At 47.3% G+C, this 15,312-nt stretch carries 13 protein-coding genes; 7 read left to right on the forward strand and 6 right to left on the reverse strand.

The genetic code is table 11. From position 1 onward, the window contains the following. Positions 1-64 precede the first annotated feature (64 nt). Complete coding sequence (gene msrA / locus ACUJFL_RS06150) at positions 65-598, reverse strand: peptide-methionine (S)-S-oxide reductase MsrA (protein WP_226749843.1); 534 nt, start codon at positions 596-598, stop codon at positions 65-67. 86 nt (positions 599-684) lie between these two features. On the opposite strand from msrA, the gene ACUJFL_RS06155 reads away from it, so the two are divergent. The 3 genes from ACUJFL_RS06155 to ACUJFL_RS06165 all read left to right on the forward strand — a co-directional run bounded on the left by ACUJFL_RS06155 (position 685) and on the right by ACUJFL_RS06165 (position 3,512). Next, positions 685-1,662 carry an NAD(P)/FAD-dependent oxidoreductase gene (locus ACUJFL_RS06155; RefSeq protein WP_445428735.1) on the forward strand — a complete coding sequence of 326 codons (978 nt, stop codon included), beginning with the start codon at positions 685-687 and terminating at the stop codon, positions 1,660-1,662. After that, positions 1,655-2,365 carry an SDR family NAD(P)-dependent oxidoreductase gene (locus tag ACUJFL_RS06160; protein ID WP_445428736.1) on the forward strand — a complete coding sequence of 237 codons (711 nt, stop codon included), beginning with the start codon at positions 1,655-1,657 and terminating at the stop codon, positions 2,363-2,365. Before ACUJFL_RS06155 ends, ACUJFL_RS06160 begins: the two co-directional genes overlap by 8 nt. An 88-nt stretch (positions 2,366-2,453) precedes the next feature. After that, positions 2,454-3,512, forward strand: coding sequence for an alpha/beta hydrolase family protein (locus ACUJFL_RS06165; RefSeq protein ID WP_445428737.1), 1,059 nt, complete (start codon positions 2,454-2,456; stop codon positions 3,510-3,512). Positions 3,513-3,766: 254 nt separating this feature from the next. Here ACUJFL_RS06165 and ACUJFL_RS06170 read toward each other — a convergent pair whose 3' ends face one another. Then, positions 3,767-6,892 carry an efflux RND transporter permease subunit gene (locus ACUJFL_RS06170; protein WP_226749847.1) on the reverse strand — a complete coding sequence of 1,042 codons (3,126 nt, stop codon included), beginning with the start codon at positions 6,890-6,892 and terminating at the stop codon, positions 3,767-3,769. A gap of 2 nt (positions 6,893-6,894) precedes the next feature. After that, entirely contained in the window at positions 6,895-7,950 is a 1,056-nt protein-coding gene (locus tag ACUJFL_RS06175) for an efflux RND transporter periplasmic adaptor subunit (protein WP_445426398.1), read from the reverse strand. A 220-nt stretch (positions 7,951-8,170) separates the two neighbouring features. Between ACUJFL_RS06175 and ACUJFL_RS06180 the strand changes: the two genes are divergently transcribed. From ACUJFL_RS06180 to ACUJFL_RS06195, 4 genes are all read left to right on the forward strand, one after another. After that, positions 8,171-8,836: a DUF2982 domain-containing protein gene (locus ACUJFL_RS06180; RefSeq protein ID WP_306176888.1), complete on the forward strand. Its 666-nt coding sequence runs from the start codon at positions 8,171-8,173 to the stop codon at positions 8,834-8,836. A gap of 58 nt (positions 8,837-8,894) precedes the next feature. Continuing rightward, the gene (locus tag ACUJFL_RS06185) at positions 8,895-9,230 is read left to right on the forward strand and encodes a hypothetical protein (protein ID WP_226749850.1); all 336 of its coding nucleotides are present in this window, start codon (positions 8,895-8,897) and stop codon (positions 9,228-9,230) included. A gap of 108 nt (positions 9,231-9,338) precedes the next feature. Next, positions 9,339-10,988 carry a DUF342 domain-containing protein gene (locus tag ACUJFL_RS06190; RefSeq protein WP_445428738.1) on the forward strand — a complete coding sequence of 550 codons (1,650 nt, stop codon included), beginning with the start codon at positions 9,339-9,341 and terminating at the stop codon, positions 10,986-10,988. A gap of 165 nt (positions 10,989-11,153) precedes the next feature. Beyond that, entirely contained in the window at positions 11,154-11,852 is a 699-nt protein-coding gene (locus tag ACUJFL_RS06195) for a DUF2884 family protein (protein WP_226749852.1), read from the forward strand. A 48-nt stretch (positions 11,853-11,900) separates the two neighbouring features. On the opposite strand, the gene ACUJFL_RS06200 is transcribed toward ACUJFL_RS06195, so the two are convergent. The 3 genes from ACUJFL_RS06200 to mgtE all read right to left on the reverse strand — a co-directional run bounded on the left by ACUJFL_RS06200 (position 11,901) and on the right by mgtE (position 15,308). Next, entirely contained in the window at positions 11,901-12,953 is a 1,053-nt protein-coding gene (locus ACUJFL_RS06200; protein WP_226749853.1) for a succinylglutamate desuccinylase/aspartoacylase family protein, read from the reverse strand. Then, positions 12,953-13,870: a 30S ribosomal protein S6--L-glutamate ligase gene (rimK, locus tag ACUJFL_RS06205; protein ID WP_226749854.1), complete on the reverse strand. Its 918-nt coding sequence runs from the start codon at positions 13,868-13,870 to the stop codon at positions 12,953-12,955. The genes ACUJFL_RS06200 and rimK overlap by 1 nt, the downstream gene beginning before the upstream one ends. Positions 13,871-13,958: 88 nt before the next feature. Then, a complete protein-coding gene (gene mgtE, locus ACUJFL_RS06210; protein WP_445426401.1) occupies positions 13,959-15,308 on the reverse strand; it encodes a magnesium transporter in 1,350 nt (449 codons plus the stop codon). Positions 15,309-15,312: the final 4 nt, after the last annotated feature.

Below are 15,312 nucleotides of genomic sequence, written 5' to 3' on the forward strand. Positions count from 1 at the left end.
GAAAAAAACCAGCGCTGCATTTGCTACCTAAGTTGTTATCACTAGGCTGCAGTCAGCGCTGGATTTATTTTAATAGGTGCTGAAATTGGCTGCGAAATTTCGACATTTTCGGTGAAATGACCCAATGACAGTAGCCTTGCTGTGGGTTTTGCAAATAATAACCTTGATGATAACTTTCTGCTGGATAAAACACACTGGCCGGGCTGATTTCAGTCACAATGGGTTGTTCAAATAGCTGTTGTTGTTCAAGCTCGCTTATTATCGCCGCGGCTTCGGCTGCTTGCTCCGCGTTATGGCTAAAAATAACGCTGCGGTACTGAGTGCCGACATCATTGCCTTGGCGGTTAAGTTGGGTAGGGTTATGTAAACTAAAAAACAGTTGGCATAGCTGTTTAAAACTGATCTGGCTATCGTCATAACTTACTTGTACCACTTCCGCGTGGCCGGTTTCACCGGTGCAGATGCTTTGATAATCAGGATTGAGAGTATGACCTCCCATGTAACCACTAATGGCCGCGTGTACACCGGAGACTTCATTTAACGCTGCTTCTAAACACCAAAAGCAGCCTGCGCCGAACGTGGCAATCTGTGTACTCATCTCTTCTCCTTGCATCAACGGCTGATCGTGACTGTCGACTCATACGTAATGTAAAGCTTAATAGATTATAACACGCCGGAGTAATAATGACGTTGGCAGTAATTGGTGCCGGAATGGCCGGGTTAAGTTGTGCCTTTGCGCTGCAACAAGCGGGACAACAGGTTGCGGTATTCGATAAAGCGCGCGGCGCCGGTGGCCGCATGAGCAGTAAGCGCAGTGCCGAAGGCTATTTAGATCTCGGCGCCCAATATTTTACGGCGCGGCAACCCTTATTTCAGCAGCAAGTTGCACAGTGGTTAAAGCAAGGTGTGGTCAATCGTTGGTTAGCACCCATGTATCAATATCGTGCTGGGCAATTAGCAGCTTCCCCCGATGCTGAGCAACGCTTCATTGGTACGCCGGCGATGCACAGCCCACTGCGCGCGATGGCCGACACCCTAGAATGCCACTTTAACTGCCGTGTCAGCACCATAACACATACGGCAGAGGGCTGGTTTATTCAAAACGAGCACGCGGAGCAGTTTGGGCCCTTTGCTCAGGTAATACTGGCGATCCCGCCGGCACAAGCTGCCACATTATTACCTCCGCCATTAACGGTGACGTTACCCACCCATTTATTACAACCTTGCTGGGCCGTGAGTTTACAACTAAGTAAGGCTACGCAACATGCCGCCGGTGGTATTTTTGTTAAGGAGCAGGCATTGGGTGTCAGTTGGATCAGTCGGCAAAACAGTAAGCCCGGGCGCTCTGTGGCTGAAAATTGGCTGGTGCATTTTACGCCTGAGTTTAGCCAACAGCATTTAGAGCAAGATGCTGTTTTTTGGCAGCAACAAGCTCAGCATGCCTTATGCAAAATTTTAGGCTTGGCTAATGACAGTATTTCAGTCAATAGTGCGTTATGTCATCGTTGGCTGTATGCCCAGCAACAGCAGATGCCAGATAGTAATTTCCAAGATGCAATAGCGCCGGGTTTATGGTTAGCGGGCGATTGGACACGTGGTGGTCGGGTTGAAAATGCCTGGCTAAGTGGTTATGAATTAGCTCAGAGGATCCAGCATGGTTGAACATTGGCTCATTATTGGTGCAAGCGGCGGTATTGGCCGTGCCTTTGTTGACCAGTTACTGGCACAAGGCAAGCAAGTGTCGGCAATCAGCCGACAACCGCTAACTGAAAAAGTAGCAAATCTGGCGTGGTATACACTGCCGCAGGCCGATGCGCCTGAGACGGCATCGGTATTGACAACTATTTTTAGTCAACCTGTTACGGCTATCGTGTTATGTCAAGGCTGGTTGCACGGCGATAGTATGCAGCCAGAGAAAACCATCCGGCAACTGAGCGCTCTAGCAATGCAGCAAAGTTTTCAGGTTAATATTATGAGTCCGGCACTGTATTTACAGGCTTTGTTTCCTTTTATCCAAAAACTGCCGAATATCAAGTTAGCCGTGCTCAGTGCCAAAGTGGGCAGTATTACGGATAATCAGTTAGGGGGCTGGTACAGCTATCGGATGAGCAAGGCGGCGCTGAATATGTTGGTGAAAACAACCAGTATTGAATTGGCGCGTTATAACAAAACGGCCAGTTTAGTGAGTTTACATCCCGGCACCACGGATACGGCGCTATCTGCGCCATTTCAGCGAAATTTACCTGAAGGACAGTTACAAAGCGCGCATGCCACCGCGGAGCGTTTATTGCCGGTTATCGCGGGCTTAAGCCCAGAGCAATCAGGCCAATTACTCAATTGGGATGGGCAAGCGCTACCTTATTAGAGCTTAGGTTTTTTATGTGTCATGTCGCTGGTCTGAACTATGACAGTCTTTAGCTGAACTTATCATCATTTCAAGCAAGAGGATCCCTATGCTTTTTTTCAGCAAGCATCAAGCCTTAACACTGGGCAGTTGCCTTGGACTCTTACTCTTAACGCTAACGGCCTGTTCACAAAAACAGCCGATCAACAATGTGGCTTGGCAGCAACAGTTGAGTTTACCCTCAGTACAACAAGCACTGAGTGTTGCTGAAAATTTGTCGCGTGATGTTGAACAAATCAGCTTTGAATGGCTGGACCCGGCTCGTGATCGCAGTGTGCCGGCATTATTGTTTAAACCTACAGCAGCACAACAAGCAAAAGCCTTAATCGTTTTCTCACATGGTTTGGGCGGCTCCAAAGAGCGTTATGCTTATCTGGGGCAATATTGGGCAAGCCAAGGTTTTGCGAGTTTGCATTTACAGCATGTTGGCAGCGACCGCAAAGTGTGGCGAGGTAGCCGTTTATTATTACCCTTTCGATTAATGGATGCGGCCGATGATACGGAAGCACTGGCTCGGGTAGAGGATGTGAAATTCGCTTTAGATCACATTTTAGCCTCAGAGTATGCCGGGCAGTTTGATCCGCAGCATATTGTGATGGCTGGACATTCTTATGGTGCTAACACCGCTATGCTATTAAGTGGAGCACAGGTGAAGCAAAATGGCCGTTTGGTCAGCCTAAAGGATGAACGGATCACGGCGGCCATTTTGATTTCAGCCCCGCCTTTTTACAATAACCAGCCGCTGTCTCAGGTACTATCTGATGTTAGGATCCCAACGCTGCACATCACCACTACCGAAGATGAAATCACTGTGCCGGGTTTTTACTCTGCACCACAAGATCGGCTTGAGCTGTATTACGCTATTGGCAGTCAATACAAAGTATTGGCGGTGTTCAGTGCCGGCAGTCATAATATTTTTACCAATTGGCGTCGTAGTGGTGACTCTGTGCCTCAGCAGCAAGTGATTAAAGCGGCTACACAAGCGCTATCAAGCGCGTTTATCGCGCAAATTACTAGCGGCGATGATCGTGAATTACGGCAATGGGCGCAGCAGCATCAACCCGTGTTAGCAAACTTTATACGTTCGGATAGGGTTGCGCTACGCTAAGGCGTTGCTAGCGAAGGCCGCGTGGTATTACGCGGCTTAATGATATCTCAATGCAATTATCCCTTCATGTTTCAGCTCTTTCTATCGCACAACGGACACAGGAATAACCGGCTGACAATACTGTTTTAACCCTGCTGTTTAATGCATGGCGCGACTAAGTTAACGGATGAACGCGACATGTTAAGTAAGCCATTCAGCCAATAAAAACGGGAGCCTTAAGCTCCCGTTTGTGATCAATCAGCTGCAGTTAGGCCTTATTTTGGCACTACCTCGTCAGCGGCATGCTCATCAGGTGCAGCTAATTCGAGTTCTTCTAGCTTACGACTAATCGAGCGTGGTGAACCTGTATTGCGTGCAATAGCAATATAGACCACCGGTACCACATAGATGGTTAACAAGGTTGCTAAGGCAACGCCGGCTAATATCACCATACCGATAACCATGCGGCTTTCAGAGCCAGGGCCGGTTGCCAATACCAGCGGTAAGCTACTCATTACCGTAGTAAAGGCAGTCATCACGATTGGGCGCAAACGTTGCGCTGCGGCACGTTTTACCGAATCTTCAAATGCTACTCCGGCATCGCGTAGTTGGTTAGCAAATTCCACAATCAAAATACCGTTCTTCGCCACTAAACCGATCAGCATCACTAAACCAATTTGGCTATAGATGTTCAGCGTCATGCCTGCAAAGTAAAGGCCTGACAAGGCTCCGACTAAGCCAAGAGGCACGGTAACCATGATCACCAGTGGGTGTATAAAGCTTTCAAATTGTGCGGCTAATACCAAATAAGTGATAACCAGTGCTAGCACGAAAACCAGCGCCGTAGAGCGGCCACTTTCTTGAAAGAGTAACGACTCGCCTTTATAGTCAACGCCCACAGTGTCATTGATATCCGTTTTGACGATATTTTGCAGATACTCCAGTGCTTCGCCCAAGCTATAACCATCCGCCATACTACCGGTGATGGTAATCGACCGCATCCGGTTGTAACGGTTTAGGCTGGAAGCTGTGGCTTCTTCACGCAGCGTCACTAAGTTATCTAAAGGAATTAACTCGTTGCTACGATCCGAGCGAATATAAACGTTACTGATTTTAGTTGGCGCGCGGAAGTCATCATCTAAACCTTCGATAATCACATCGTATTCACGACCACGGTCTAAGAAGGTGGTGACGCGGCGGCCACCGAGCATCGCTTCCAGTGAGCGGCCAATGGCACCTACCGACACGCCTAAATCACCGGCGCGATCGATGTCGATATCAACTAAGATCTGCGGTACGGTTTCTTTATAATCGTGATCCAGCATGAGTAAGTTCGGGTTTTCAGCGGCTTTAGCCAGAATAATGTCACGCCATTGCGCTAGCTCTTCATAGGTATTGCCTTGAATAACGAACTGTATTGGACGATTACCGCCGCCACCGCCGCCTAAGCCACTACGCATAAACGTAAAGGCTCGCACGTCAGGCAGTTCGTTTACTTTGCTGCCTATTTCCGTTAGTAAATCTTGTGTCTTGCGTTTGCCGTTATACCAGTTTTCAGTACCAACAATGGCGATACCACCGCTGTTACCCCAACCAGGGACGCGCAATAGCATCCGAGTCAGCTGCCCATCCTCATAGTAAGGCGTTAAAATGTCTTCAATTAAGCGCATATTGCGGCTGTTGCTTTGATAACTTGCCCCTTCGGCGGGGCTCATCATCACGAAGAAAGTACCGCGATCTTCTTGCGGCGCGAGCTCGCTTGGCAGCATTCTGACTAATTGCACACTGGCAACAAAACATAACGTGACCACCACCAAAACCGGCCAACGCTTTGTGCACACTACGGCAAGTTGACGTTGGTAGGCGCTTTCTAGCTTGGCAAATGCCTTGTGTAACCAAGTGCCAAATCTACTTTCACGTTTGCGATGCGACAATATTTTGCTGCAAAGCATCGGTGATAAGGTGAGTGCGACCACACTGGAAAAGGCCACTGCCGCGGCCACCGCCAACGCAAACTCGGTAAAGAGTTTACCTAGCTCACCTTGCATAAAGACAAGTGGTACAAACACCGAGATCAATACTAGCGTGGTTGCCACCACAGCAAAGCCAACTTCGCGCGCACCTCGATAGGCTGCCAGTAACGGCGCTTCACCTTGCTCAATCCGCCGATAAATATTTTCTAAAACGACGATAGAGTCATCAACGACTAAGCCAATAGACAGTACCATGGCTAGCAAGGTCAGCAAGTTAATTGAAAAATCTAATGCATAGAGCACGGTAACGGCCGAAACTAGGGCAACCGGGACGGTAATCGCTGGGATAAAGGTGGCACGGATATTACCCAAGAACAGGAATATCACTAATATAACCATACCCATGGCAATACCTAAGGTGTTGTATACCTCTTTAATAGACTCCGAGATAAACACTGAAGAATCATAGCCTGGCTCAATGGTCATGCCTGCCGGGAGATTGACTTTAATCTTTTCCATTTCCGCGCGGGCATTGCGAACCACTTCCAGGGTATTAGCTTTAGATTGTTTAATAATGCCGATACCGAGAATGTTTTTACCGTCGCTGCGAAATTCACCTTCTTCATCTTCAGCGGCCAAGCTAACATCGGCAATTTCTGATAAACGCACTAAGTAATTATTGGCACCGCGTTTGACTACTAAGCGTTCAAAATCTTGTTGCGAGCGGAAAGAGCGTACCACGCGCACAGTAAAATCACGGTCAAAAGATTTGATATTACCGGCGGGTAATTCGACGTTTTCAGCACGTAAAATAGATTCAACATCTTGCACTGTGACACCACGCGCCGCCATTGCATCGCGGTCTAACCAGATACGCATGGCGTAATCGCGTGAGCCACCGAATTGCAAACGGGCCACGCCATCTACCACTGAAAAACGCTCAGCAATATAACGGTTAGCATAATCAGTTAATTCCAGCGTGGTCATGTTTTCGCTGTTTAAGACAAACCAGGCAATGGTATCTTCGTCTGAGTTTGCTTTGAATACTTCTGGTGGATCAGCTTGATCTGGAAGGTTGTTTAGTGCCCGAGACACGCGCTCACGCACATCATTAGCGGCGGCATCAATATCACGTTCAACGTTAAATTCAATGGTGATACTTGAGCGGCCATTGCGGCTACTGGAGTTTATATTTTTGATGCCCTCAACACCGCTGATGCGATCTTCAAGCAACTGCGTGATCTTACTTTCAACAATTTCAGCAGAAGCACCCGGGTAATTGGTATTGATGCTGACTACCGGTGAGTCGATATCAGGGTATTCGCGCAGCGGCAGCATGCTGAAGCAAACGATACCGAAAATCACTAACAAGATGTTAATTACGGTGGCAAAAACCGGTCGCTTAACGGAGGTATCTGATAACCACATCCTTAACCTCCAACTTTATTGATGGTAATGCCGTTGCGAACCTTTTGTACGCCTTCAACAATCACTTCATCGCCTTCTCGTAACCCAGACAAGATCTCTACCCAACCTGGAATGCGCTGGCCAATTTCGATTTCTTTTTGCATCACTTTGTTATCCGCATCGACCACATAGACATATTGCCGGTTTTGCTGCGGTACTAAGGCTTTTTCAGAAATACGCAGTACTTCACGGTTTTCAAGTTGCAAACGTACAGACAATAACATCCCTGGGCGCAGTTTTAAGCTTGCGTTGTCAATTTCACCATGCACGGTGACCGAGCGCGTGACCGGATCTAAACGCGTATCAATGGCCGAGACTTTGCCGCTGAAGGTTTCATCCTGATAAGCTACGTTAGTCACAGTTAAGGGCATACCTAAGGCCACTTCTGAAAGAAAGCGTTCTGCCACACTAAATTGCACGCGTAGCGTTTGCATATCATCAAGGCTAGTAATCACAGTGCCAGCATTGATGTAAGCCCCTTGGCTCACTTGGCGTAAACCTAAAAAACCGCTGAAAGGCGCACGGATGGTCATATCGTTCAGCTGCTTGCTGGCGATGTCCAGTTGCGCTTGCGTGCTGTTTACGCGGCTTTGTTGTTCATCCAGCATCGATTGGGCGGTGGCTTGGGTTTTGGCTAAGTTCTTCAAACGATCCAACTGCCGAGATTGTTCTACTAACACGGCTTTTAACTCCGCCACACGGGCTTTTTGCTGAATGTCACTGAGTTTGGCAATGATTTCGCCTTTATTAACTTTTTTGCCTTCACTGACGTTGAGTTCTATTAAGAATTCGCTACTTGGCGCAATGAGTTGAATGGAGTTGTTGGCAATACCGGTGCCTATGGCGCCGACTTCGCGACTCATTTCATGTCTTTCAACCTGGGCCGTTTTAACCGAAACCGCGCCGCTAGGTCCACGTCCGCTGTCTTGAACTTGTCCGGATTGCCAGAACAAAAAGCCAACAAAACACAGTAATGCTAACAAAATGAACCATATTAATCGTGAATGTAATTGCGCCAAGGGAACTCCGGAACGTTAAGAAAAATCATCTTGGCTATTGTATGGAATTATCGACCGGTCAGATTCCCTATTATCGCAATCTGACTACACTTGGTCGTATCAGAACGATGTTTCGGAAAATCTCAACCGTTATTGTGGCTGAAATATAGTTTTAGCTGGCTTAAACCAAACAAACACTGGCAGACTATAAAGCAAAGAATACGGGAAAGGGGAGAGCATAATGAGCAAATTATCGCTTGCTGGTTCAGCCAGCAGTGGCGGAGCCAAACTGTTGCTGCTAAGTATTGGCACATTGTTTGTGCTTTTTATCTATACCTTATTATTGGCGGAACAATTTAATTGGTTGCTAGCGGTGGCGTATATAGCCAGTTTTATGGGGATTTTTATTGCTTGGGCAAAATTAGCCGAGCCCAAATACAGTATCGATTGTGATGAACTGGGCGTGCATTATCATCATCGTGCCGGCAGCTGGCTATTGCCATGGCAAGCCTTTAGTTACAGTGCTGTGCCAAGTATTGGCGGCGAAGATTTGGCATTTATTGGTTTTAAAGTAACAGATTACGATGCGGTGTTAGCAAAACTGCCGTTACGTTTAGCCGTGAAAATTATGACTGAGCAACGGCCTATTTTTTTAGAAGCCATCAAGCAAAGTTGTAGTATTGGCCAGTGTGCGACTGAGTTACTGCGTGAGAAAGATCATTTTACTACTAGCAAGCAGCATTATGATGGTGTTAAAGCGATTTTTGCCCAACGCATGCAGCGTATTACGGCGGCTTGTGGCTTTGAATTGTTAGTGCCTGTTAACGCAGAACCTGCTACTGTGCGTAAATGGTGTCAGGATATTAATCGGCTACGACTGCAACAACTGCATCCTGATGATAACTAGACACTTGTGCCGTGGTGTATAATAATACACCCATTTAAAGTTAGCTGGCAGGGTTAAAATGAGCAGTTATGACAAAGCATTTTTGGTGAGTGGCCGTAACACCATTATTCATAAAAACAAGAAGTTGGATTTGATTATCATCAATGATGATAACAACCCAACGCTGATCGTCACTCGTCATGGCGTTAAGGTGTTTGAAGATGAAGTGCCAGACAGTCGATTAGAAGCTAAAGAGCAGTACATGGAGCTGGTGGATGTTTCCAGTGTTGATGTATTTGGTGAAACAAAAACATTGTTGTTTATTCAAGCGTTAAATAACAAAGAATATAAAGTTGATTACACCAAAAAAGACACCGATATGTTTATTCGTTTGCACCAGGATAATTATATCTAAAGCGCTCCATTACACCCTGAAACCCTGCTTTATCCAGGGTTAATGCTATTGTTAGATCGTGTCATGGTTCCTTTTGCTTTACCTTTAACCTGAGATAACGGGTTACTTATGCAATTTACTGAGCACAAACTTAAAATAATAATAAAAGTGCCGGTGTCTGCTACTGCTATCAGTGCTGAACTGATCCGCAAAGCATTAATAGACGCAGGTTATGGCCGTTGTTTTGTGCTGCAAGCACAAATCGACGCCTTGCTAGCCGAATACGCTTCCTTGTGTAAACAAGTAGAAAAACAGACTTTGCTTGAAAATAGTGAAGAGCTGGTTTACCCAGTTGCTGAAAAACGCCCAGCAACAGTGACCTTTCAATTATCTGAAGACAAAATGTTAGCTATAGCGACCGTTACTGCGGCTTATGGCGGCGCACCATTGGCTGCCAATGCATTGGTAAAAGCGGCGCAAGAGGCTGGTATTGTCTTTGGCTTTCAAAAAGAACAGATTATACAATTAATCCAAACCAGCAGTCAGGCTGAGCCTGGTGTTCAGCTGCAGGCAGAAATTGCTACCGGCAGACTGGCTAAGAATGGTTTGGATTCCCGTTTTGACCCATTAATTCCTGACATGGTGGTAAGACGTAAGCGACCACAGGTCGATTCAATTCATAAAGTGGACTTGCGTGATTTTGGTAGTGTCCCTTCTGTCGTTGCCGGCGATCCTTTGATGCGCCGCTTACCCCCCACGTTAGGTGAAGCGGGCTATACGGTGACCGGCGAAAAAATGCCAGCTGAACCTGGGAAGGTTATCGAGTGGCAATTTGGCATTGGCGTAGCGCTAAGTAGCAACGATCCCAACCTATTGCTGGCGAAACAAGATGGCTTACCTCGCTCAATTGAACATGGTGCGACCGTAGATGATGTTTTTAATACTTCACAAGTCGATTTAGGATCGGGTCATATCATTTTTAAAGGATCAGTGGTGATCACCGGTAACGTTTCTGCTGGAATGAAAGTGCTGGCAGGTGGCAATGTTTATATCAAAGGTGTTGTTGAAGGGGAATTGATCGAAGCCGGTGGTGATGTGGTGATTGATGGTTCTATTATTGGTCATCAAATCAGCGAAGGCGATCAACATTTTACAACGGTGGTCAAAGCTAAGGGCGATATTCATTGTGCGTTAGCACAGTACTCTGAATTAAATTGTCAGGGGGCACTCTTTGCCAGTAAATACTTAATGCACTGCAAGGTCGAAGCCAAAACAGTATTGGCAGGTAGTGAGGATAAAATTAACGGCAAAATTGTCGGGGGGCATTATCTGCTGGCAAATGGTCTTAGCTGCGGTCAGCTCGGCTCGCCGTCGAATAGTCCGGTGATGATCCAATTGAACCGTTTAATTACGCCTTTATTGGAACAACAACGTTTACTTCGAGAGCAGTTAGTGTTGAGTCGACATGAGCTTGAAGAGTGCAAAGCACAAATTGAGCAACTGCGTAAAGCGTCCGCGGGTAAAGGTGATCCGCAATTACAAATGTTTGAATTGGACTTTCAGCAACAACGAGAGTTGGTTAAAGCTTTGATCACTGAAGTAAAAGCTCTTGAAGAGCAGCGCCAACACATTTTGCAAACATTAGAAATTAAGGTTACGCAGCAGTTATTTTCTGCCGTTGAAGTGCAGTTTGGACCACAGAGTGTGCGTACCCGACGTGAGCATAGCCCTTCTCGAATTAAGATCAGTGAGGGGCGTCCGCTGATTGAACCTTTGTAACATAGCCGCAATGCGACCAGCTGGAGCTACTTTGCGTTATTAGGTCGTGTAAATTGTCTGTTTTTTTTCTATGCTATACCTCAATTCAATAACTGAGCTTTTGCGGTGCCTTTACTTCTCGTTTTGCTGTTATTATTTTGTTTTCCGGCTGCAGCCAATTGTAATATGGCATTTCGTTATGGCGTTTTAATCTCGCCTGAGCATATTCGAATGATGCAAAACAATCGTACGCATGTGCAAATCAATCATGATCAGCAATTGTTTGTGCGCGGTGAGTTGCAAACACTCAGTGAAGAAGAACAGCGCTTACTGCAGCAATATGCCGAAGGTTTACGTAAGTTCGTGCCTGAAATTGTCAGCTTAGCCGTCGATGGTGTTGAAGTGGGGTTATCCAGTATCGAAGCCATGTTAGCTGGCGTGGGTAGTCAATCTCAGCAAGACGAGTGGCGCGCGCTGATCCGTGAAACTACCTTTCAATTTTTATCGCGTTTTGTGCGCAGTGGGGACCACTTTTATCTGGCGCCGCAAAGCTTGAACGAGTTAGACAACTTTCTTAATCGTGAACTCAAACCGCAGTTAACCAGCTTAGCGCGGCGCACTGTCGGTGCTGTGTGGGGCGCATTGCGCGATGCGTTACGTCAATCAGATAACAACTTTGAGCGGGCCGAAACTCAAGATTGGCAGTCTGTGAATCAATTGATGGAAAAGATCACCTTGGGTATGGACGAAAAAATGGTCGAGCTTGAAGCGAAATCAGCCCTGTTTTGCCAACGCATGCGCGAGCTGGACCATATTGAATCAAAACTGCAAAAGCGTATTGCCAGCCTTGCGCAGTTTGATGTGGTGGTTGAAAAGCCCGAATAGCCGTGTGTGCTTTAGACGGACTATTTACCTCTGGCGCTGTCATGGCGCTTATACCACGCCGTACTCATCTTGCAGCGATACCGGCATCGAGTTATCGACTTCATCACTGATTGCATCCAGCGTCTTTTCCGCTTCTTCCAATGAGCTGACTTCGGCAATATGAAACAATGCCTCACCTTCATTGACTAGCGGTAAGTTATTGCGGCCAATCACCACTCCCGCTAAGGTGGCATGAATAGCCACTTCAAAATCAGAGTAGGGTGAGTAAATATGAGCCAGTAAATCACCTTGCTGTACCGTTTGTCCTAGGCTGACATAGTAGCGGGCGATACCATCGTGCTCAGCTCTCACCCAGCTACTTTTTTTAGTAAACAGTGAGTCTGTTTTTTTGCCGCGTTTTAAGCGACTCAGCATACCAAGATCTTGCATCACGTTAACAATGCCACGCACGCCGATTTTAATCGATTGCTCGTCGAAGCGCAGTGCTTCACCCGCTTCATATAACAAAATGGGAATGCCCATATTATTGGCCGTGCCGCGCATGGTGCCATCACGTGTAGCGGCTTTGACGATAATCGGTGCGTTAAAGCTCTCTGCCATGCGCAGCGCCATTTTATCTTTGGCGCTGGCGCGAACTTGTGGCAGGTTTGCCCGATGGATGGCCCCCGTGTGCAAATCGATTGCATGGCTGCACTTTGACAGCACTTGATTGGTAAATTGGAATGCCATGCGACTACCCAGCGAGCCTTTTTCACTGCCGGGGAAACTGCGATTAAGATCGCGCCGATCGGGCAGGTAACGTGATTGCTGCACAAAGCCATAGGTGTTGACGATTGGCACGACGATTAAGGTGCCTTTGAGTCGACTTAACCTTGGCAGTTTAAGCAAACGTCGACAGATCTCGACCCCGTTTATTTCATCACCATGCAGGGCCGCCGTGATTAACAACACTGGCCCATCTTGGCGGCCATGCACCACATGCGCGCCGATATTCAGTTCTGTGTGGGTATAAAGCTTACCAAAAGGAATATCCACTACCGCGCGTTCACCTGCAGCGATATAGGTATTAGCCAGCATAAAAGGGGGACGAGTTGTACTCATTAGCCGGTGCCTTTGGTTTTTAATGGTTTTTTGCTTTGATGGCTTGCAACCTTTTTCTCTAGATAGCGAATGATCATGCCGGCCACATCTTTTTCGGTGGTGGTTTCGATGCCTTCTAACCCCGGTGAGCTATTGACTTCCATGACCACCGGACCATGATTAGAGCGCAGTAAATCAACACCCGCTACATCTAAACCCATGGTTTGCGCTGCCGCTAAGGCGGTTTTACGCTCTTCTGGCGTAAGGGTGATCTTCGTGGCACTGCCGCCACGATGTAAGTTTGAACGAAACTCGCCGGCTTTAGCTTGGCGTTTCATCGAGGCCACGATTTTATCGCCCACCACGAAACAGCGTATATCGGCACCGTTCGCTTCGCGAATGTATTCTTGTACCAGGATATGCGCATTTAAGCCCATAAAGGCATCAATCACGCTTTCTGCCGCGGTGCGGGTTTCGGCTAACACCACGCCAATACCTTGGGTCCCCTCTAACAGTTTAATGACCAGCGGCGCTCCGCCGACCATGTCAATTAAATCGGGAATATCACCGGGCTTATCCGCAAAGCCCGTGATCGGTAAACCAATACCTTGGCGTGCTAATAATTGTAGTGAGCGTAATTTATCGCGTGCGCGACCAATGGCGACTGATTCATTTAGCGAGTACACGCCCATCATCTCAAATTGGCGCAGTACTGCGGTGCCATAAAAGGTAATTGAAGCACCAATGCGTGGGATAACCGCGTCAAAGCGCTCGAGCACATCACCTTTGTAGTGAATCGAGGAATTACTGCGGTTAATGTTCATATAACACATTAACGGGTCGAGCACTCTGACCTCATGGCCAGCGTGAGTAGCGGCTTCTACCAATCTTTTGGTGGAATACAGCTCAGCGTTACGCGACAAAATCGCTATTTTCATAAAGGCTCCTGCCTGCTCGCCAGGTTGGCGCAGACACTAAACACCAGGGGACTGACAATCGATCGATTGTCAGGAATTCGGCAGGCTATTATGCCAGTAAAAATAGCGAACCCAGCCCTAGGAATGCAAAAAAACCGACGACATCGGTCACGGTGGTCAAAATAACTGAACCCGATAAGGCCGGATCAATTTCCAGTTTATCTAACCAGCGAGGAATAAAGACACCGCAGATAGCCGCAATAATAATATTAATAATAATCGCCACACCAATGATGCCGCCAATCAGCCAGCTACCAAACCAAAAGAAGGTGATCACCGCGATGACGATTGACCAAAGCAAGCCATTTAATGCGGCAACGCCAATCTCTTTGCGCAACAGCGCAACATAGGTTTGTTCAGTAATTTGTTCGAGCGCCAAGCCGCGGATCATCAGCGTAAGCGTTTGACTGCCCGCAATGCCGCCCATACTGGCGACAATAGGCATCAGCACGGCTAGGGCGACCACTTCTTGTAATGTCGCCTCAAATAAACCGATAGTCCAAGCAGCTAAAAATGCGGTAAGTAAATTAATGCCGAGCCACACAGCGCGGCGTTTGGCACTAATGAAGACCGGTGCGAATAAATCTTCTTCTTCATCTAAACCGGCGGTGTGCATGAATTGGCTTTCTAAGCTGCGCCTCACATTTTCTAATGCTTCACCAATAGATAAGCGGCCCAATAATTTACCCTCGGCAGAGACGACCGCTAGGGCGGTATATCCAGAGCGAGAGACCATATCTGAGCCTTGGTCTAAATCTAACTGACCATCAACGACCGGGGCTTCATTATCAATAAAGCTTTCAATCGGCAAATGGCTACCGCGACCCAGCAAGCGACTGGCGGAGACTTGTCCGGCATAGCGGCCGGTGCGGTCAATCACAAATAAGGTTTCTTGGTATTCAGCGTCTTCAGGCAGACTTTGAAACAGCCGAATGGCATCACGCACACGCGCATTTTTATTTAAGATGAGTAAGTCATGATCGGCATAACGACCACACTGATCTTCATCATAGGTTAAAGCGATCTCAAGCCAACGGCGTTGACTGGCGTCCAGGCGTGAGCAGGCGTAATCGTAAAGGCGAGGGGGCAATTCTTCCAATAACTCAAGTAAATCATCAACTTCCATTTCCTCAACGAGGGTACGCAGTTGTTGATCATCGAGTTGTTTGAAAATGTTCTCTCGCGCATCGACCCGCATATGGGTTAAGGCACTAACTTGATCTTCTGCCGCTAAGCCGAGCCAACAGTTTAACCGCTGCTCTAGCGGCATAGACTCTAACGCTAACGCCAGCTCAGACGGTTCTAATTCAGTTAGCCGAGTCAGCAGCTGATTTAATTCGTCTTCATCGAAACTGTCACGGACAATTTCTTCAATATCAAGATGTTGGCTCTCTACCATACAG

The organism is Alishewanella sp. HL-SH05 (assembly GCF_052655985.1).

What these genes read in the sequence shown, in the direction of transcription:
- ACUJFL_RS06170 (WP_226749847.1), bottom strand. Translation starts at nt 6,892, where the DNA reads ATGTGGTTATCAGATACCTCCGTTAAGCGACCGGTTTTTGCCACCGTA.
- ACUJFL_RS06190 (WP_445428738.1), top strand. Translation starts at nt 9,339, where the DNA reads ATGCAATTTACTGAGCACAAACTTAAAATAATAATAAAAGTGCCGGTG.
- msrA (WP_226749843.1), bottom strand. Translation starts at nt 598, where the DNA reads ATGAGTACACAGATTGCCACGTTCGGCGCAGGCTGCTTTTGGTGTTTA.
- ACUJFL_RS06185 (WP_226749850.1), top strand. Translation starts at nt 8,895, where the DNA reads ATGAGCAGTTATGACAAAGCATTTTTGGTGAGTGGCCGTAACACCATT.
- ACUJFL_RS06200 (WP_226749853.1), bottom strand. Translation starts at nt 12,953, where the DNA reads ATGAGTACAACTCGTCCCCCTTTTATGCTGGCTAATACCTATATCGCT.
- ACUJFL_RS06180 (WP_306176888.1), top strand. Translation starts at nt 8,171, where the DNA reads ATGAGCAAATTATCGCTTGCTGGTTCAGCCAGCAGTGGCGGAGCCAAA.
- mgtE (WP_445426401.1), bottom strand. Translation starts at nt 15,308, where the DNA reads ATGGTAGAGAGCCAACATCTTGATATTGAAGAAATTGTCCGTGACAGT.
- ACUJFL_RS06165 (WP_445428737.1), top strand. Translation starts at nt 2,454, where the DNA reads ATGCTTTTTTTCAGCAAGCATCAAGCCTTAACACTGGGCAGTTGCCTT.
- rimK (WP_226749854.1), bottom strand. Translation starts at nt 13,870, where the DNA reads ATGAAAATAGCGATTTTGTCGCGTAACGCTGAGCTGTATTCCACCAAA.
- ACUJFL_RS06155 (WP_445428735.1), top strand. Translation starts at nt 685, where the DNA reads ATGACGTTGGCAGTAATTGGTGCCGGAATGGCCGGGTTAAGTTGTGCC.
- ACUJFL_RS06160 (WP_445428736.1), top strand. Translation starts at nt 1,655, where the DNA reads ATGGTTGAACATTGGCTCATTATTGGTGCAAGCGGCGGTATTGGCCGT.
- ACUJFL_RS06195 (WP_226749852.1), top strand. Translation starts at nt 11,154, where the DNA reads ATGGCATTTCGTTATGGCGTTTTAATCTCGCCTGAGCATATTCGAATG.